Origin of the sequence: Streptomyces sp. NPDC001728 (genome assembly GCF_040297565.1) — a bacterium.
Taxonomy (GTDB): Bacteria; Actinomycetota; Actinomycetes; order Streptomycetales; family Streptomycetaceae; genus Streptomyces.
This window is the reverse complement of record NZ_JBEOZK010000012.1, coordinates 182668-200884: the sequence shown is the minus strand read 5'-3', so window position 1 is coordinate 200884 and position 18217 is coordinate 182668. Positions and strand designations below refer to the sequence as shown.

Annotated in this window: 13 protein-coding genes; 8 read left to right on the top strand and 5 right to left on the bottom strand. The window is 75.0% G+C overall.

The genetic code is table 11. From position 1 onward, the window contains the following. The 4 genes from ABT154_RS20115 to ABT154_RS20100 form a co-directional block, all read right to left on the bottom strand. Nucleotides 1-2927: beta-ketoacyl synthase N-terminal-like domain-containing protein (locus ABT154_RS20115; RefSeq protein WP_351858183.1), on the bottom strand; the 2927-nt coding region annotated here is incomplete at its 3' end. Between the two features lie 238 nt (nucleotides 2928-3165). Then, the gene (locus tag ABT154_RS20110) at nucleotides 3166-4011 is read right to left on the bottom strand and encodes a thioesterase II family protein (RefSeq protein WP_351858182.1); all 846 of its coding nucleotides are present in this window, start codon (nucleotides 4009-4011) and stop codon (nucleotides 3166-3168) included. Then, the gene (locus ABT154_RS20105; RefSeq protein ID WP_351858181.1) at nucleotides 4008-4250 is read right to left on the bottom strand and encodes an acyl carrier protein; all 243 of its coding nucleotides are present in this window, start codon (nucleotides 4248-4250) and stop codon (nucleotides 4008-4010) included. The genes ABT154_RS20110 and ABT154_RS20105 overlap by 4 nt, the downstream gene beginning before the upstream one ends. After that, nucleotides 4247-6142 carry an HAD-IIIC family phosphatase gene (locus ABT154_RS20100; protein ID WP_351858180.1) on the bottom strand — a complete coding sequence of 632 codons (1896 nt, stop codon included), beginning with the start codon at nucleotides 6140-6142 and terminating at the stop codon, nucleotides 4247-4249. The genes ABT154_RS20105 and ABT154_RS20100 overlap by 4 nt, the downstream gene beginning before the upstream one ends. A 243-nt stretch (nucleotides 6143-6385) precedes the next feature. Between ABT154_RS20100 and ABT154_RS20095 the strand changes: the two genes are divergently transcribed. The 5 genes from ABT154_RS20095 to ABT154_RS20075 all read left to right on the top strand — a co-directional run bounded on the left by ABT154_RS20095 (nucleotide 6386) and on the right by ABT154_RS20075 (nucleotide 13509). Then, nucleotides 6386-6532: a hypothetical protein gene (locus ABT154_RS20095; protein ID WP_317878357.1), complete on the top strand. Its 147-nt coding sequence runs from the start codon at nucleotides 6386-6388 to the stop codon at nucleotides 6530-6532. A gap of 135 nt (nucleotides 6533-6667) precedes the next feature. Further along, the gene (locus ABT154_RS20090; protein ID WP_351858179.1) at nucleotides 6668-10114 is read left to right on the top strand and encodes a lantibiotic dehydratase; all 3447 of its coding nucleotides are present in this window, start codon (nucleotides 6668-6670) and stop codon (nucleotides 10112-10114) included. A 143-nt stretch (nucleotides 10115-10257) separates the two neighbouring features. After that, nucleotides 10258-11850 carry a lanthionine synthetase C family protein gene (locus ABT154_RS20085; protein WP_351858178.1) on the top strand — a complete coding sequence of 531 codons (1593 nt, stop codon included), beginning with the start codon at nucleotides 10258-10260 and terminating at the stop codon, nucleotides 11848-11850. Nucleotides 11851-11953: 103 nt separating this feature from the next. Further along, on the top strand, nucleotides 11954-12829 hold the full coding sequence (locus ABT154_RS20080) for a metallophosphoesterase family protein (protein ID WP_351858177.1): 876 nt from the start codon (nucleotides 11954-11956) through the stop codon (nucleotides 12827-12829). Further along, a complete protein-coding gene (locus ABT154_RS20075; RefSeq protein WP_351858176.1) occupies nucleotides 12826-13509 on the top strand; it encodes a 4'-phosphopantetheinyl transferase family protein in 684 nt (227 codons plus the stop codon). The genes ABT154_RS20080 and ABT154_RS20075 overlap by 4 nt, the downstream gene beginning before the upstream one ends. 87 nt (nucleotides 13510-13596) lie before the next feature. Here ABT154_RS20075 and ABT154_RS20070 read toward each other — a convergent pair whose 3' ends face one another. Next, nucleotides 13597-14883 carry a glycosyltransferase gene (locus tag ABT154_RS20070; RefSeq protein WP_351858175.1) on the bottom strand — a complete coding sequence of 429 codons (1287 nt, stop codon included), beginning with the start codon at nucleotides 14881-14883 and terminating at the stop codon, nucleotides 13597-13599. 58 nt (nucleotides 14884-14941) lie between these two features. Here ABT154_RS20070 and ABT154_RS20065 point away from each other — a divergent pair, with 58 nt between their 5' ends. The 3 genes from ABT154_RS20065 to lnt all read left to right on the top strand — a co-directional run bounded on the left by ABT154_RS20065 (nucleotide 14942) and on the right by lnt (nucleotide 18206). Beyond that, nucleotides 14942-15736: a glutamate racemase gene (locus ABT154_RS20065; RefSeq protein ID WP_351858174.1), complete on the top strand. Its 795-nt coding sequence runs from the start codon at nucleotides 14942-14944 to the stop codon at nucleotides 15734-15736. Between the two features lie 153 nt (nucleotides 15737-15889). Further along, complete coding sequence (locus ABT154_RS20060) at nucleotides 15890-16456, top strand: PH domain-containing protein (RefSeq protein ID WP_351858173.1); 567 nt, start codon at nucleotides 15890-15892, stop codon at nucleotides 16454-16456. A gap of 151 nt (nucleotides 16457-16607) precedes the next feature. After that, entirely contained in the window at nucleotides 16608-18206 is a 1599-nt protein-coding gene (gene lnt / locus ABT154_RS20055) for an apolipoprotein N-acyltransferase (protein WP_351858172.1), read from the top strand. Nucleotides 18207-18217: the final 11 nt, after the last annotated feature.

Here is an 18217-nt window from a genome sequence, read left to right as displayed (position 1 = left end):
CCGTCCGACCAGTCGACGTGGTCCGTCGGGTGCTCCGCGTGCAGGGTTCGGGGCAGCACCCCGTTCCGCATCGCCATCACCATCTTGATGACACCGCCGACACCGGCCGCAGCCTGCGCGTGCCCGATGTTGGACTTCAACGAGCCGAGCCAGAGCGGGTGTTCGTCCTCATGGTCCACGCCGTAGGTGTTGAAGAGTGCCTGTGCCTCGATCGGGTCGCCGAGGCGGGTCCCGGTGCCGTGGGCCTCGACCGCGTCGACCTGGCCCGCGCTGAGGTCCGCGTCGGCCAGGGCCTGGCGGATGACAGCCTCCTGCGAAGGGCCGCTGGGCGCGGTGAGGCCGTTGCTCGCGCCGTCCTGGTTGACGGCGCTGCCGCGTACGACGGCGAGGACCGGGTGGCCGTTGCGGACGGCGTCGGAGAGCCTCTCGACGAGCAGCAGGCCGACGCCCTCGCTCCAGCCGGTGCCGTCGGCCGTCGCGGAGAACGCCTTGCAGCGGCCGTCCGGGGACAGTCCGCGCTGGCGGCTGAACTCCACGAACATGCCGGGGCTCGCCATGATCGCGGCGCCACCGGCCAGCGCGAGCGAGCACTCTCCCTGCCGCAGCGACCGTACCGCGAGGTGCAGCGCCACCAGGGACGAGGAGCAGGCCGTGTCCACCGTGATCGCCGGGCCTTCGAGGCCCAGCGTGTAGGCGATGCGACCGGAGGCGATGCTGCCGAACTGGCCCGTCAGGAGGTAGCCGTCGATGACGCCCTCTGCGGCGTCCGCGAGCCGGGGCCCGTACTCCAGGCCGTAGGTGCCGGCGAAGACGCCGGTGTCGCTGCCGCGCAGGGTCGTCGGGTCGATGCCGGCCCGCTCGAACGTCTCCCAGGCCGTCTCCAGGAGCAGCCGCTGCTGCGGGTCCATGCCCGTCGCCTCGCGCGGGCTGATGCCGAAGAAGCCGGCGTCGAACCCGCCCGCCTCGTAAAGGAACCCGCCTCGGGCCGTCGAGGACTTGCCGACGGCCTCCGGGTCGGGGTCGTACAGGTCCTCGTCCCAGTCCCGGTCCTGGGGGAAGGGGCCGATGGCGTCGGTGCCCTCGCTGACCAGTTTCCACAGGTCCTCGGGCGAGGACACCCCGCCCGGGTAGCGGCAGGCCATGCCGACGATCGCGATCGGCTCGCCGGGATCGACGTCCGCGCGGCGGCCCGCGCTCCCGGGCGTCGCGGCCGTCTCGTACAGCAGCGCGTGCAGATGCGTGGCGAGCGCGTCGGGCGTGGGGTGGTCGAAGGCGACGGCCACGGGCAGGCGCAGCCCGAGCGCCAGGGCCAGACGGTTGCGCAGCACGACGGCGGCCGAGGACTCCAGGCCGAGGTCGCGGAACGTGTCGCCGGGCGCCCCGATCGCGGCGCCCCGGTCGGCCCCGAGCGCGTCGGCGGTCTGCTCCCGTACGACCTCCAGGAGGCGTCGACGGCGCTCAACCTCGGTCAACGCGTCTATTTCTGCGTGGAGTACGGTGACGGAGCGGGCCGCCTCGGCGGCGTCCGCGGCGGTGTCGTACGGGGGCAGCTCCAGACGCGCGGGCCCACCGGCGCTCCGGCCCTCGCCGCCCCGGCCCTGGTCTTCGCCGTCCGCGTCCCGGGGCTGCTGAAGGGCCGCCGCCCGGGTCAGGTCGACAGGCAGGCCGTGCGTCCACAGGTCGGCGAAGGCCGCCGACAGGGCCTGCCGCCCGTCGCGGTCGCGCACCAGCGACCCGGCCACCACGACGTCCGCCGCGAGACCGGTGTCCTCGACCGTCTCCTCGACGGCCAGCTTGAGCACGGGATGCGGTCCGGCCTCCAGGAACGCGCCGTGACCGTCCGCGAGCAGCGCGCGTACCGCTGACTCGAACCGCACCGGACGGCGCAACTGGCCGGCCCAGTAAGGCCCGTCGAGTTCCGTGGTGTCCACCGAGCCGCCGAGCGCGGAGGAGTAGAACGGGATCCGGGACGCGGCGGGCCGTACCGTCCGCAGCTCCGCGAGCAGCCGGTCCATGATCGTGTCCACCTGCGCCACATGGACCGGCACGTCGGACCGGATCCGGCGGGTGCGTACGCCCTCGGCGGACAGCGCCGCCAGGAGCTCGCCGAGCGCGTCCTCCTCGCCCGAGACCGTCACCGAGCGGGGACCGTTGACGGCGGCGAGACCCAGCCGGTCGCCCCACGGCGCGAGACGCTCCCGCATCTCCTCGGCGGACAGCAGCACCGCCACGATGCCGTGCCCACCCGCGAGTTCGTCGGTGAGGGCCGCACCCCACACCGCCGCGATGCGCAGCGCCTCGGCCCGCGGCAGCGCCCCGCACGCGTGCGCGGCGGCCATCTCGCCGATGCTGTGCCCGACCACCGCCACCGGCTCGACGCCCAGCGAGCGCCACTCCTCGGTCAGTGCGATCATGACAGCCACCAGGGCCGGCATCACGACGGCCGCGGACTCCAGCTCCGGGGCGCCATCGGCGCCCCGCAGGACATCGAGCAGGTCCCAGCCGACCAGCGGGCGCAGCTCGTCGGCGCAGGCGGTGAGGCTGCTCCGGAACGCCTCGGAACCGTCGAGCAGGTCGACGCCCATGCCGTCCCAGTGTGCGCCGAATCCGGAGTAGACGAAGACGGCGCCGGGCGCCGCACCGTCCTCCGGCAGCCGGCCCCGCCGTACCTCCGTGCCGACGTCCTCGATCCGGCCGGCCGCCAGCGCCCGCAGCCCCGTGAGCAGCTCGTCGCGGTCCCGGCCGAGGACCACGGCCCGGTGACCGGCGGCCTCGTCGGCCGCCGTCAGCGTGGCCGCGGCCGACGCCGGGGACAGGCCGGTGAGGCTGTCGAGCAGTTCCCCGGCAGCGGCGGCGCGGGCGCGCAGCGAGGCCGGCCCGGGCGCCGAGACCGGCCACAGTACGACGGGGCGGGGTGCAGCAGTCATCGTCTACCGTCTCCGAATTTCGGTGTGCGGGGGCTTCGGGCCGAGCTGGCGTGGAGGGGAAAGAAGGGTGTGGGGGCGTGGAGGGCGTGCAAGGTGTGGGGTTACGGGGCGGTCCGGGGTCCGGGACGGCGCCCTCGGGACCTGGACCGGTGCCCTCAGGCCTCGGACCGACGTCCTCGGGACCCGGACCGCACCCTCAGGCCACGGACCGGAGCCGTAAGGACCCGCCCCGGCCTCCTCAGGACCGGGCGCTGTGCTCGGCGCCGAGCAGTGAGGCGACGAGCCGGAGCGCGATGCCGGGTGCCGAGCGGTGGAAGAAGTGACCGCCGGCCAGGGTGAACACCCGGAAGTCGGCCGTCGTGTGGCGGGCCCACTCCGCGGCCAGCCGTGGTGTCACCAGCGGGTCGCTCGACCCGGCGAGCGCGCGGATCGGGACCGGCAGCGGGTCGAGCGCCGTGGTGGCGCCCCGGCCGGAGGTGTGGCCGTGCACGAGGCTCAGGTCGTCGCGCAGCACGGCGACGGCGAGCCGGAGCCACTCCGGGTAGCGCCGCACCAGGTCGGGCAGCCCGCCGAGGCCGGCCATCCACGCCGTCAGCTCCTCGTCGGTGCGCCGCTGCGGCGGGACGGCGTCGTCCAGGTGCGGCCGGTGCGGCGGCGGGCAGGCCCCGACGAGGAGTTGCCGGGGCGGGGTGAGACCGCGCTCGATGCGCCGCCGGGTCAGCGCGTGGGCGACGATGCCGCCCATGCTGTGCCCGTAGAAGGCGTAGGGAGCATCGAGCAGCGGGTCGAGTGCCTCGTCGAGCTCGTCGACGAGCCGCGTGAACTCCCGCAGCCTGGGCTCCTTGATCCGGTGCTCGCGGCCGGGCAGTTGCACCGGTACGACGGCGACGGCGCCGCCCAGACGCTCCTGCCAGCCGGAGAACGAGGAGGCCGCGCCGCCCGCGTGGTGGAAGCAGAACAGCCGCAGCGGCGCCCGCGTCGGGTCGGGCTGCCGGGGCAGCAGATACGCCGAGCGGGCCGGGACCGGGGCCGAGCCCCGGCGGGCCGGAACGGCCGTACCGGACCCGACGGAGGCGCCGGTCATGTCCCCACCGTCCGTGCCGCCGCCGTGAGCGCGAAGACGTCGTGGAGGCTGGTCGACTCCAGGACCTGCGTCATCGGCACCCGCTGTCCGGTCTCCCGCTCGATCGCGGTCAGCAGCGTCAGCAGGTGGAGCGAGTCCCAGCCGGGCAGTTCGTCGAATCCGGCGCCGACCGTCGCGGGCGTGAGGGAGAGACCGATCTCGCTCTCCACGAGGGTGAGGAAGTCGTCGAGGTTCTTCACTGGTGCAGCCCTCCCAGGCTCAGGGTCAGCCGGAGGTGCTCCGGCGGCGCGGTGATGTCCGCCAGGTCGTGACGGAAGAGGACGGGCGAGCCGTCGGGGCCGCCGCCCGGGGCGTCCGGCGCGAAGCCGTTGGCGGGATAGAAGTCCCGCACCTTGCCGTTCTTGGCCGACGGCCGGTAGCCGGCCCGTGCCGTGCTCAGGCCCTGCTCACGGGCGTGGCCGAGCAGCGCCGACAGGCAGGCCTGCTCGATGCCGCGGGCGAACACCCGGCAGCTGAGTAGGAAGTTGTCGATGACGAGGGCGTCGTCGTCGCGGTGGGCGAGGACGGCGCCGACGATGCCGTTGTCGCCGAACCGGTCGCCGGAGCGGATCGTCAGGACGAGGGAGTCCGGCGCTGCCGCCCGCTCGGCCACCTCGGCTTCCTGGAGCCGCTCGGTGGTCAGGTTGAACTGGTTGGTACGCAAGGTAAGTTGGGAGACCCGGGACAGTTCGGCGGGCGAGGCGTCGGCGAACCGCACCTGGACGTCCAGCTCGCGCAGGTAGTCGTCGAGGGACGAGAAGCTGTCCAGGAAGTCCTTGCGGTCCAGATCCTCCCGGTACCGCTCGGGGCGCTTCAGGTCGTCGGCCGTGATGTCCCGTACGGTGAACCAGCCGTCCCGCAGCAGCTTCTCGACGTGCAGCGCCGGCTCGTCGTCGAGCGCGACCACCGCGACGTCGGGCAGCTCACGGGTGACGAGGCCGTACTCGTACGGACTGTCGTCGGCGAACACGAAGCTGTCGACGCCGAGATTCAGCTCGGCGGCCAGCTCACGCAGATTGTCGTGCTTGGGGCGCCAGTTGGCGACCACGCGGACGAAGTCGTCCTCGCGCAGCGTCATGTCCGGGTGCGAGCTGAGCACCTCGCGCACCGGCTCCAGGTCGTTCTTGCTGACCGCGGCGAGCAGCACGCCCTGCGAGGCGATCTGCCGCGCCGAACGCTGAAGCTTGCGGAAGGCCTCACCACGGTAGGAGCCGGACACCTCGATGCCCTCGATCCCGTCGTCGCCGAGGATCCCGCCCCACACCGTGTTGTCCAGGTCGAGGACCAGGACCTTCTTCGCCCGCCCGGCGCTCGCGCGGAACACGCCGGACAGCTCGGCCGCGTACGCCGCCTGCGCCTCGGGCGACAGCTCGGTGTGCGTGTAGACACCGAGCCGGTCGTCGCGCAGCGGCAGCGTCGCGCCGAGCAGCGGGTCGAAGTCGATGACCGTCAGCGAGGGGTGCTCGTCCATCAGGCGCAGCAGGCGCGCGTTGGCCTCCCGCCACACCGCGCCGAGCCGCGCCCGGTCGCGCAGCGCGACCAGCTGCGCCGGCCACTCGCGCGGCAGCGGAAGGGTGTTGAGGACCAGTGTGCCGCGGCCCACACCGTCGAACACGCCGGCGAGCCCGCCGAGCAGCCGCAGCTTCTCGTCGAAGACCCGGGCCACGTCCTCGGGCCGCCAGGGCAGCGGGACCTCGTCGAAGACGACGGAGGCGTCCAGCAGGCACACGACGGCGTCGGGCTCCGCCGCGTACAGCTCGCTCCCGGTGTCCGACAGGTCGAAGACGTAACTGTCGAAGTCGGACACGTGCGGGCGCAGCAGCAGTCCGTGCCGGGCCAGCTCGGCGGTGACCGGCGCGACGAGGCCGGACACGGTGCTGTGCCCGGTGAAGGCCACCGACACGACCGGTGTGCCCGGGTGTTCGGCGAGCACGGCGTCCGGGTCGACGCGGGCCAGCAGGTTGCCCGCCCGGCGCCGCCCGGCGGTGTCGGTGGCGCCGACCAGCGCTCGTACCCGCGGGTACTCGGCGGCCACTCGGCCCCGCTCGTGCAGCGACCGCAGCGTGCCGTCGTCGTCCGTCTTCTCGACCATTCCCAGCTCTCCCGTACGTCGGGTGCGACGTCGGCCATGCTTGGCGAGCGTTCTAAAGCCGCCCTTGCAGCCGCCTATGCCGGGTCTTGTGGATCTCGGTGCGAGGAGAGCGGCGTCAGAGCGGGGTTAGGCCCTCTTAAGTCGTGGTTTGGCGAGCCCGCCTAGATCTTGGTCCGCGCAACGGCGTGAACGGCGGCCGGCCGACCCGGCCGTCTCGGCGACCGCGATTCCTTGGAGGAACCCATGGCGACCGCACTTTCCGCAGAGCTGGAGTTCGACCTCGACCTCGACCTGGAGGTCGTCGTCCAGGACGCCCCGGCGACGGAGGCCAAGTCCTTCACGGGCACCGGCACCTGTCTCTCCTGCCCGGTCACGTCCTGGCACTGCTGATCGGCCCCACCGGCTGATCGCGCGCCGGGCGGGCACGGCCCTCCGGGGCCCGCGCCGCCCGGCGCACCCATGCCACTGCCACCACGTACGCACGTTTACATGGACGCACGCACAGAACGGACCGGGGACCGACACGTGACGGACAGTGAGATCTTCGACGCCGCCGGGACGGTGCTGCTGCGCGCCGCCGCCCGCCCCGTGCCACCCGCCGACGGCGCGCCCCCTGCTTCCGGCGCCGCCGACCTCGCCGCCGACCTCGCCGCCGGCCTCGCCTCCGACGAAGCGCTGCGGGCCGAGGTCGTGCGGCTCGCGGCCGACCCGGTCTTCCTCGCAGCGGTACGGCTCGCCAGCCCGAGCCTGGCCGACGAGGCCGAGAAGGTCCGGGCCGGGGCCCCGGTCAAGCGCAAGCGACTCGTACGTACGGTCGTCTCGCTGACCAAGTACCGCCTCCGTGCGACCTTCCGGGCCACGCCCTTCGGCCACTTCGCGGGCGTCGCGCTCGCCGGTACCGGCACCGGTACCGACGTCGTACGGGAGGTGGGCGACGCGCACCGGAGCGCGAGCCGGCCCGACGCGGCCTGGCTGTACGGCCTGCTCGCCGACGAGGTCGTCACGACCCCGGGACTGCGCGAGCACGCCGCCCTGACCGCCAACCCGCTGCGCACCGTACGCGACGGCCGCGTGGTCCTCGTCGACCACCACGATCCCACGGGGAAGCACCGGTTGGCGCACTCCGTGCGGTCGAGCGCGGTCGTTGCCCACGTCCTGGAGCGGGCTGCCGGGCCGGTCGCCTGGCCCGAGCTGGTCGCCGGACTCGCCGAGAGCTTCCCGCAGGCCCCGGCGGCGACCGTGGAGTGGACGGTGGGGCAACTGGTCCGCGGCGGCTTCCTGTTGAGCGACCTGATGCCGCCGCCCGACCACACCGCCCCGCTCGACCACGTCCTCGACCGGCTCGCGGGCGTCGACCACCCGCTGCCCCGGGCCCTCGGCGCGATACGTGCCGGGCTCACCGCCCTCGACTCGGCACCGCCGGCCGGGCGTGGTCCGGCGCTGGCAGAGGTCACCGCTCGGATGCGGGCGCTGCGCGAGGCCGACGACCTGATCCAGTCGGACTTGCGGCTCGACGCGCGGCTCGTCCTGCCGGCCGAGGTCGGCCGGGAGGCCGAGCGGGCCGCCGCCGCCCTCTGGCGGACCACGGCCACCCGCCCGGGCATGCCGCACCTGCGCGCGTACCACCTGGCCTTTCTGGAGCGGTACGGCACCGAGCGCGCCGTGCCGCTGCTCGAACTCCTCGACGAGGCGCGCGGCCTCGGCCTCCCCGGGTCCTACCGGAGCGGCGCGGGCGCGGACGGCACACCGGCCGAGCCGACGTCCCCCTCGGCGGACGACCGCCGCCGCGACCAGCTCCTCGGAGAGCTGCTGCGGGCGGCCCTGCGGAGCCCGGAGGGGGGCGGGGACGGCCCCGCCGAGATCGTCCTCGACGACACGACGTTGGACGCGCTGGGCGAGTCGACGGAGGGCAGCGCCCCGGAGCGCGGAGTGCCGACCTCGCTGGAACTGGGCGTCGAACTCGCCGCCGACAGCTGGGAGGCCCTGCTCGCCGGCGACTTCCACCTGATCCTGGGAGCGAACCCCGGCTCGCCCCGAGCGGGCGCCACGTTCGGCCGCTTCGCGCCGATTCTGGCCGACGACGGCGAGGCGCTCGCGGCGATCGTCGCGCGGGCGGAGGGGCTGGCGGGGCGGTCGGCGGGGTTCGAGGTAGGGCGGTCGGCGGGATACGAGGCGGGGCGGTCGGCGGAGGGTGCGGCGGGGCGGCCCGGCGAGGGCCCGGCGGGCCGGTCCGCAGTGGATCCGGCGGGGAGTTCCGCAGAGGGTGAGGCGCGCCGGTCCGCTCTGGGCTCGGCGGGCCGGTCCGCAGTGGACGCGGCGAACCGGTCCGTGGACACGGTGCACCGGTCCGCCGAGGACCCGACGGTGGACCCGGTGCGGCCTCCGTCAGCGGATGTGCCTCGCGCCCCGACGAGCGAGCTGGTCGCCACCGTCGCGTACCGGCCGCGCGTCGCCCGTTCCGCGAACGTCGCCACCGTGCCCCCGTTGCTCCCGTTCCGCATCCCGCTCGGCGTCCCGGCCTCCGCCGCCCGCGGCGACATCACGGACCTGCGCCCCGAGGACCTCGCCGTCCACGCCGACCTGAACCGGATGTGGATCGTCCACACGCCGACGGGCCGGGCGGTGCGCCCGGTGTCGCACTCGATGCTCAATCCCGGCAGCGGCCATCTGCCGTACGCGGCACGCTTCCTGCTCGAACTCGGCTACGAGGGCCACGACTGGTGCCCCCCTTGGAACTGGGGCTCCTGGGCCGCCGCCCCGGCCCTGCCCCGGGTCCGGCTGGGCCGCACCGTGCTCGCGCCCGCCCGCTGGCTCCCGGACAGCGCGCTCCGCGAGGACGCCGCCGCCCGTACCGACGGCACGGGTCCGGGCTGGCGCGAGGCCGTCACCGGGTGGCGGATGCGCCTCGGGGTGCCCCGGTACGTGCTGCTCGCGCGGGCGGACAACCGGGTCACGGTCGACCTCGGCGACCCGCGCCATCTGCTCGTCCTGCACGACGAGGTGAAGCGGCCGAGGGGCCTGGTGATCAACGAGTGGTACGGCGGCCCGCACGGCACGGGCTGGTTCGCCGGGCCCGACGGCCCGCACGCCTGCGAACTGGTCGTCCCGCTCTTCGCCCGCCGGCCCCGAGCCTCGGCTGCCCCGGCCGTGCTGCCCGCCGCCGCGCAGGCGCACGCCGGGCGACGGGCCGTGCTGCCCGGCGGCGAGTGGCTGTACGCCAAGGTGTACGTCCCCGAGGGCCTCCAGGACCAGGTCCTTGCCCGGCATGTGAGCCGGCTCGTCGCCTCGGACGCGGTGCGCGCCGCCGGGCCCGACGGCTGGTTCTTCCTCCGCTACGCGGACCCCGATCCGCATCTGCGCCTGCGATTCCGGGGCAAGCCGGAGACCCTGTGGCCGGTGCTGCTGCCGGCCGTACGGGAGTGGGCGGAGGAGCTGCGGGACGCCGGCCTGACGGACCGGCTGGTGCTCGACACGTACGACCCCGAGACGGAGCGGTACGGAGGCCCGGCGGCGCTCGTCCACGCCGAACGGGTCTTCCGCGCGGACAGCGCGGACGTACTGGCGCAGCTGGCGGGTGGCGGCGACGGCGGCGGGCTGCCGGTGGTCACGCGGGCCGCGCTCGGCATCCTCGACCTCCTCACCGGGCTCGGCAGCCAGGAGGAGGCTCTCGACTGGCTCGGCGACCCCCGCTTCCTGTCCCGGCGTTCGGAGGTGGCCCGCGCCACGAAGGAGGCCGTCGCCGACCTCTTCTCCGACGCCACCGGCTCCGCGCCGCGCGCCGCGCGCGCCGAGACGCTGAGGGTCCTGCGCGCCACCCTCGCCCCGTACCGCAGGGCCCCGGTCGCGCTGAGCCTCGCGCACATGCACTGCAACCGGCTGATCGGCACCCGTCGCGAGGAGGAGGTCCTCGCGCACGTGACGGCCCGCGAAGGCCTGGCCCTGGCCCTCAGCAGGAAGAGGCACGACCGATGACCCAAGCCCACCGAGCCAACCGGAACGAGAAGGCCCCTGCTCCGGCTTCGGTCCCTGCTTCGGCCCCGGCCCCCGTTTCGGCCCCGGCCCCAGTTCCGGCTTCCACCACAGGCCCGGCCTTGGGCTTGACCCCGAGCCTGGTCTTGGCTTCCGCCCCAGCCTCGATCCCGGTCCCCGCCTCGGCCTCGACCCTGGCCTCGCCCTCGACTCCAGCCCCGGCCCCGGCCCCGGCCCCGGCCTTGACTCCGGCTCCGGCCTCGGCCCCGGCCCGTGCCCCGGCCCCCAGCCCCGATCCCGCCGCCAACCCCACTCACCGCCCCAGCCCGCCCGACTCCGCGCTCCGCGTCGCCCTCGACGTCGCCGAGCGGCTCCGCGATCCCGAACGGGTCGCCCGCGTCACCGCGGAGGAGTTCGCCGGGGTGCCGGGGGAGTCGATGCTGCCCGGGTGGCAGCCGGCCTCCGTGCTGCTCGGGCATCCCGGCGTCGGGCTGTTGCACGACCGTTGCGCGCGGCACGACGACGCGTGGCGCGCGCCCGCGCACGCGCATCTCGCCGCCGCCACCGCGCTCGCCCCGCGTGAGGGACCCGCCGCCGTGGGGAACCTCTTGATACCCGCGCTGCTCGGCGCCGAGGCCACCGGCGGCTACACCCGGCTGCTCGAACGCGGCACCGACGTGCTCGCCGGGCACGCCCGCGCCCGGGCCGCCGCGCTGCGGGAGCGTTGGGGCTCCGGGCTCTCGTACCTCGACTACGACGTCGTCGCCGGCCTCACCGGCCAGGGCAGGGTGCTCCTCGCGGCGGCCGTCCGGGGCGACGAGCGGGCCGCGCAGGCCCTGGAGAACATCCTCGCCCTGCTGGTCGCGCTCACCGAACCGCGTCGGTTCGACGGCGTCGAGGTCCCCGGCTGGTGGTGCGCCCCCGAGCGCTACGAGGTACCCCGCGACCGGGCCGCCTACCCGCGCGGCGACTTCAACGCGGGCGCCGCCCACGGCGTCTGCGGCCCGCTCGCCCTCCTGTCACTGGCCCACCGGGCCGGCCATGCCGTGCCCGGCACCGCCGACGCGCTCCGGCGGATCACCGACTGGCTGGGCGGGCACGCGTACGAGAACGGGCACGGCGCGGTCGCGTGGCCCGGCCGGGTCGCCTTCGACGAGGAGACCGGCGCCGCGCCGCCCGCCCGGGGCGCGACGACGCGGGCCGGGTGGTGCTACGGCACCGCCGGCATCGCCGGCGCGCTCCACCTGGCGGGCACGGAACTGGGCGACCCCTCGGTCACCCGCCTGGCCGTCGACGCGATGACCGCCCTCCTCGCCCGGCCGCTCGCCGAACTCGGCGGCGACGACCCGGGTTTCTGCCACGGCCTCGCAGGCGTCCTGCACGCCGCCGTCCGGCTCGCCGAACGCACCGGCGAGCCCGCGCTCTGGCACGGCGCCGACCGCCTGGCGGACGCGCTGGTCTCCCTCCACGACGCCGAATCCGCCTTCGGATACCGCCAGTTGGTACGGACTCCCGGAGGTACGGTCGTCCTGGAGAGCCCGTCCCTCATCGACGGCGCCGCCGGCGTGGCCCTGACCCTCCTCGGCTACGCGGAGGCGGCGCGCGCCAGGAGGCCGTGGGTCCCGGCCACCGTGGACGGGACCACCACGGACGGGGTCACCACGGCCCCAGCCACCACGGCCGGGGCCGTGGTGGCTGGGCTCCCCACGGACTGGGACGCGGTCTTCCTGACCTCGTGATGACCACCGCGTGTGCACCGCCGTCCGGCCGGGCCCTTCCGGCCACGCCCGTCCGGCCAGGCCTCGGGCCGCACCGGAACCGACCGACGACAGGAACGACGGCATGACCGAGAGCAAGAGTCGCCTGCTGGCCATCAGCGACCTGCACGTCGCCTACCGGCAGAACCGGGCGATCGTGGAGTCGCTGCGCCCCACGACGGACGACGACTGGCTGCTCGTCGCGGGAGACGTCGGCGAGCTGTCCGAGGACATCGAGTGGGCCCTGTCCCTGCTGAGCGAGCGCTTCGCCCAGGTGGTGTGGACACCCGGCAACCACGAACTGTGGACGCCGAAGGAGGACGCGGTCCAACTGCGCGGCCAGGAGCGGTACGAGCACCTCGTCGCCCTGTGCCGCCGCCTCGGCGTCCTGACGCCCGAGGACCCGTACCCCGTGTGGCACGGCGTGGGCGGCCCGGTCACGGTGGCGCCGCTCTTCGTGCTGTACGACTACTCGTTCCGCGTGCCAGGAGTCACCACCAAGGAGGAGTCCCTCGCCCGCGCCGAGGAGAACGGCATCGTCTGCACCGACGAGTTCTTCCTCCACCCCGACCCGTACCCGAGCCGCGAGGCCTGGTGCGAGGCCCGCGTCGCGCTGACCGAGAGGCGCCTCGCGGCCGTCGACGCGGAGCTGCCGACGGTGCTCGTCAACCACTACCCGCTCGTCCGCGAACCCACCCGGATCCTGCGCCACCCCGACTTCGCGCAGTGGTGCGGCACGGAACGGACCGCGGACTGGCACCTCCGCTTCCGGGCCCGCGCGGTCGTCTACGGCCATCTGCACATCCCCCGGACGACCTGGCACGACGGGGTGCGCTTCGAGGAGGTGTCGGTCGGCTACCCGCGCGAGTGGAGCCGTCCGCGCCACCCGGAGGTCGGCCTCCGCCGGATCCTTCCCGAGGAGCGCGAGCACGGGGAGCGCAAGCCCGAGGAGCGCAAGTGATCGAACGCCTGGTGCCGGAGAGCGTCGTCGCCGTGGACGCCTTCGAGGACGTCGTCGAGCCCGGCGACCTCCACCCGGCGGAGTCCGCGCTGATCGCGAAGGCCGTCGACTCCCGGCGCCGCGAGTTCACCACCGCCCGCCGGTGCGCCCGGCAGGCCCTGGCGGCCCTGGGCGCGCCCGCCGCGCCGCTGCTCCCCGGCGCGCACGGCGCACCGGTCTGGCCCGAGGGCACCCTCGGCAGCATCACCCACTGCGCGGGCTTCCGCGCGGCGGTCGCCGCCCGCTCGCCCGATGTCGCCGCCCTCGGTATCGACGCCGAACCGAACGAACCCGTGCCCGACGGCGTCCTCGGGGCCATCGCCCTGCCCGGCGAACAGCGGCATCTGCGCGAACTGTCGCGGGTGGAGCCCGAAGTCCGTTGGGACCGGCTGCTGTTCAGCGCGAAGGAGGCCGTGTACAAGACCTGGTACCCCTGGACCGGTCGGCGCCTGCGCTTCGAGGACGCGGCCCTCACCTTCACCCTGGACGAGGGCGCGGACGACAGCGACAGCCGCCTCGGCGGCGCCTTCACGGCCCGCATCCTGCCCCTCGCCCCGCCGGGCGGCGACCTGCCGGCCCGGCTCGAGGGGCGCTGGCTCGCCGAGCGCGGACTCCTGCTCACCGCGATCACGGTCGTCTGATCCGTACGAGGGGCCAGGCCGGGCGCAGGGCGGGCGCGGGACACGGAGGCCGGGCGGTTCGCCGGGCGTTCGACCGGCCCGGCACGCTCATCTCTCCGGAGACGCCTCCGGGCGCGCGTACGTCCGGCCCTTCCACGCCGCACCGACACCCCGGTAGTGCCGCACCGCCGAGTCCACCGTCATCAGGAGATACAGGAACGCGGTGAACGGCAGCAGCGGCGCGAGCCACCACGGCTGCCGGTAGTAGCGGAGCATCGGCAGATACGTCCCCGCCATCACCGCCCAGGCCGCGCCACCGGCCCACGCCGCCACCCCGTCCCCGCCCGCGAGTCCCGCCACCAGGGTCACCGGCGGCACCATATACACCAGCACCAGGCCCGCCACCGTCCCCAGGAGCAGCAGCGGGTTGTGCCGCAACTGCGCGTACGCGCTGCGGGTCACCATCCGCCACAGCTCGCCGAGCCCCGGATAGGGGCGGACGCTGTCGACCCGGTCCGCGAGACCCAGCCAGATCCGGCCGCCTGACCGCCGCACCGCCCGCGCCAGCGACACGTCGTCGATCACCGCCTGCCGGATCACCTCCGGAACGCCCGCCGCCACCGCGGTCTCCGTCCGCAGCAGTGCGCAGCCCCCCGCCGCCGCCGTCGCCAGCGGGCGCTTCCGGTTGATCCACCGGAAGGGATAGAGCTGGGCGAAGAAGTAGACGAACGCCGGCACCACCAGCCGCTCCCACGGGCTCGCGACCCGGAGCCTGGCCATCTGCGACACCAGGTCCAGTTCGTTGCCCACCGCCGCCGCCACGAGCAGCCGCAGGCTGTCCGGCTCGTGCGCGATGTCCGCGTCCGTCAGGAGCAGGAACTCCGGCCCACGCGCGCGTGCCAGCGCCATCCCGTGCCGCAGCGCCCACAGCTTGCCCGTCCAGCCCGGCTCCGGTTCACCGGGCGACACCACCGTCAGGGGCAGCCCGCCGCACCGGCGGGCCAGCTCGACCGCGAGCGCCCCCGTCCCGTCCGTACTCCCGTCGTCCACGAGGACCACCTCCGCGACGCCCGGATAGTCCTGCGCGAGCAGCGACGGCAGACTCAGCGGCAGCACCCCGGCCTCGTCCCGGGCCGGTACGACGACGGCCACACGCGGCCACCGCTCCGCGTCCCCGCCCTGGCCCGACCCGCGTGCGTCACCACGCGAGGCCGCCCCGCCTGCCCGCTCGTCAAAGGCCGCCCCGCCTGCGGGCCCGCCTCGTCCCGACCCGCCCGCGGGCCCGCGAGCCGCCGACGGGAGGCGTTGGTCCGTACGCCAGAAGTACCCCTGGCCCAGCAGCAGCCAGACCCAGACGGCCAGGGAAGCGAGCGCGAACCAGGCGAGGGTGCTCATTCGCGGCAGTCTGCCCCAGATCGCGGGGGATATGAGGCTCATCAGCTAGGGTGACCGGGTGAAGATCGCGCTCATGGACTCCGGAATCGGCCTGCTCCCGGCAGCGGCCGCGGTGCGGCGCCTCCGGCCCGACGCCGATCTGCTGCTCTCCAACGACCCCGACGGCATGCCGTGGGGCCCCCGTACCCCCGAGGACCTCACCGGACGCGCCCTCGCCGTCGCGCTCGCCGCGGCCGAGCACCACCCGCAGGCGCTGATCGTGGCCTGCAACACCGCCACCGTGCACGCCCTGCCCGCCATCCGCGCAGCCCTCGAACCGCACATCGCCGTCATCGGCACCGTGCCCGCGATCAAGCCCGGCGCCGCCGGTGGCGGCAAGGTCGCCATCTGGGCCACCCCGGCCACCACCGGCAGCGCCTACCAGCGAGGGCTCATCCGCGACTTCGCCGACGGCGCCGAGGTCACCGAGGTGCCCTGCCCCGGACTCGCCGACGCCGTGGAGCACGCCGACCCCGAGGCCGTGGACCGCGCGGTCGCCGCCGCCGCCGCGCTCACCCCCCGCGACGTCCGCACCGTCGTCCTCGGCTGCACCCACTACGAACTGGTCGAGGAGCGCATCCTCGCCGCCCTCGAAGCCCGTGGCCGCGCCGGACTGCCCCCGCTCGTCTTCCACGGCTCCGCCGACGCCGTCGCCGCCCAGGCGCTGCGCCGGGTCGGTGCCGAACCCGCCCCCGACGCGGACCCCACCGGCACCCTCACCGTCCTGCTCAGCGGGCGCCCCGGCACGCTCCCCGCCACCGCCCTCGGCTACGCCGAAGGCCGCACCCTCGGGACGGTGGCGGCCGCGCACTGAGCGTTTGCCCCCCCGGCCGTCCCGAGGCCGCCCGCCCTCCCCGTACAGCCTCCGCCCTACCTCCCGTTCACCCTCCACCCATGCTCACCGAGCGTGAGCGGACCGCTTCGTTCCGGCGCGCTGCGCGGGGAGATCCTGGGTACCCTTCCCGGTATGAGGCAGCCTGCCCGGAAACCGCGTGCCGACGAGCGGACCCCCGCCGTCTGGACCGGTCGCGCCACCAACCGCTTCCAGTGGGTCGCTGCCGCCGCCGGTGCCGCCTGCATGGCCCTCGGTATCACCCTCGCCGTCGAATCGGCCTGGACGTCCGGCATCGCACCCCTCCTGATGGCCGTGATCGGCTGTGTCGCCGCCGGACTCCTCGTCCTCTTCGGCACGCTCGCCTTCGTCCACGTCGCCGTGAAGGTCGACGACCGCGCGATGGAGGTCCGCTGCGGCCACATCGGTGTGCCGCGCCGCCGCATCCCCCTCTCCCATGTCGTCGGTGCCGACTTCGAGCCGAGCGTCACCCCGCGTCACTGGGGCGGCTGGGGCTATCGCTGGCGCCCCGAGAGGGGTACGGCGGTGGTCGTCCGCAGGGGCGAGGGTCTGGTCCTGCGCCTCGGTGACGGGCGTACGTTCACGGTGACCGTCGACGACGCGGAATCCGCGGTACGGGTCATCCGGGACCGCCTCGCCCACCCGGTCCCGCCCGGACCGCCCACACCGACCGGGGTGTGAGCCCCCGGAACGCCGTGCGGGACGCGCGCCCCCGGGCGCACGGGCCGGGGCCCGGGCAGGTCGCCCGCTTCGGCCGGGCGGACCACCCCGTTCCCGTGCCCCCGTCGCACCGGCCCCCGCGCGCACAGGGGCGACCCGTAGACTCCGCAAGGTGAGCGCCACCATCACCCCCGTCGACGCGTCCGGAGCCGACACCGCCCCCACGCCGGGTTCCCGGCTGCTGCGGTTCGTACGGCCCGGGGCGGCCCTGCTGTCCGGGTTCCTGCTCTACCTGAGCTTCCCGCCGCGCCCCCTGTGGTGGCTCGCGCTGCCCGCCTTCGCCCTGCTCGGCTGGACCCTGCGGGGCCGCCGGCTCCGCGCCGGGTTCGGTCTCGGATACCTCGCAGGGCTCGGCTTCCTGCTCCCCCTCCTCGTCTGGACCGGTGAGGAGGTCGGGGCCGGCCCCTGGCTCGCGCTCGCCGCCGTCGAGGCGCTGTTCGTGGCCGCGGCGGGACTCGGCATCGCCGCCGTGTCCCGGCTCCCGTGGTGGCCGTTCTTCGCCGCCGGGGTGTGGATCCTCGCGGAGGCGGCACGCGCGCGCGTGCCCTTCGGCGGCTTCCCCTGGGGCAAGATCGCCTTCGGGCAGGCCGACGGGGTCTTCCTGCCGCTCGCGGCCGTCGGCGGCACCCCCGTGCTCGGCTTCGCCGTCGCCCTCTGCGGCTTCGGTCTGTACGAGGCGTACCGCCAGGTCCGGGCGTACCGCGCCACTGGCACCGTCCCACGCGGCCCGCTCGCCGCCGCCGCGCTCTCCGTGCTCCTCCCGGTCACCGGCGCCCTCGCGGCGCTCCCGCTCGTCGACGACTCGGCCGAGGACGGCACCGCGACCGTCGCCGCCGTCCAGGGCAACGTGCCCCGGCTCGGCCTGGACTTCAACTCCCAGCGCCGGGCCGTCCTGGACAACCACGTCGCCCGCACCCGCGAGCTCGCCGCCGACGTCGAGGCGGGCCGCGCCCCGCAGCCCGACTTCGTGCTCTGGCCCGAGAACTCCTCGGACATCGACCCCTACGCGAACGCCGACGCGGCCGAGGTCATCGACGGCGCCGTCCGCGCCATCGGCGTACCGACCGTGATCGGCGCGGTCGTGGCGCCCGAGACCGGCAAGCTCCGCAACACCCTCATCGAGTGGGACCCGCGGCGCGGCCCGGTCGCCACCTACGACAAGCGGCACGTCCAGCCCTTCGGCGAGTACATCCCGATGCGCTCCTTCGTCCGCCTCTTCAACAGCAACGTCGACCGGGTCAGCCGCGACTTCGGCGCCGGTACCAAGGTCGGCGTCTTCGACCTGGCCGGCACCAAGGTCGGCCTCGCCACCTGCTACGAGGCCGCCTTCGACTGGGCGGTCCGCGACACCGTCACCCACGGAGCCCAGCTCATCTCCGTGCCCAGCAACAACGCCACCTTCGGCCGCAGCGAGATGACCTACCAGCAGCTCGCGATGTCCCGGGTGCGGGCGGTCGAGCACAGCCGGTCGGTCGTCGTCCCCGTCACCAGCGGGGTCAGCGCCGTCATCCGCCCCGACGGCGAGATCGTCGCGCAGACGAAGATGTTCACCCCGGACGTCCTGGTCGAGAAGGTGCCGCTGCGCTCCTCGCTGACCCCGGCGACCCGGATGGGCACCCTGCCGGAGGCCCTGCTCGTGGGGCTCGCGGCGGTCGGCCTCGGCTGGTCGGCCCTCCGGTCCGTACGGGCCCGCCGGTCCCGGGCGAACTGATGATCTAGAGT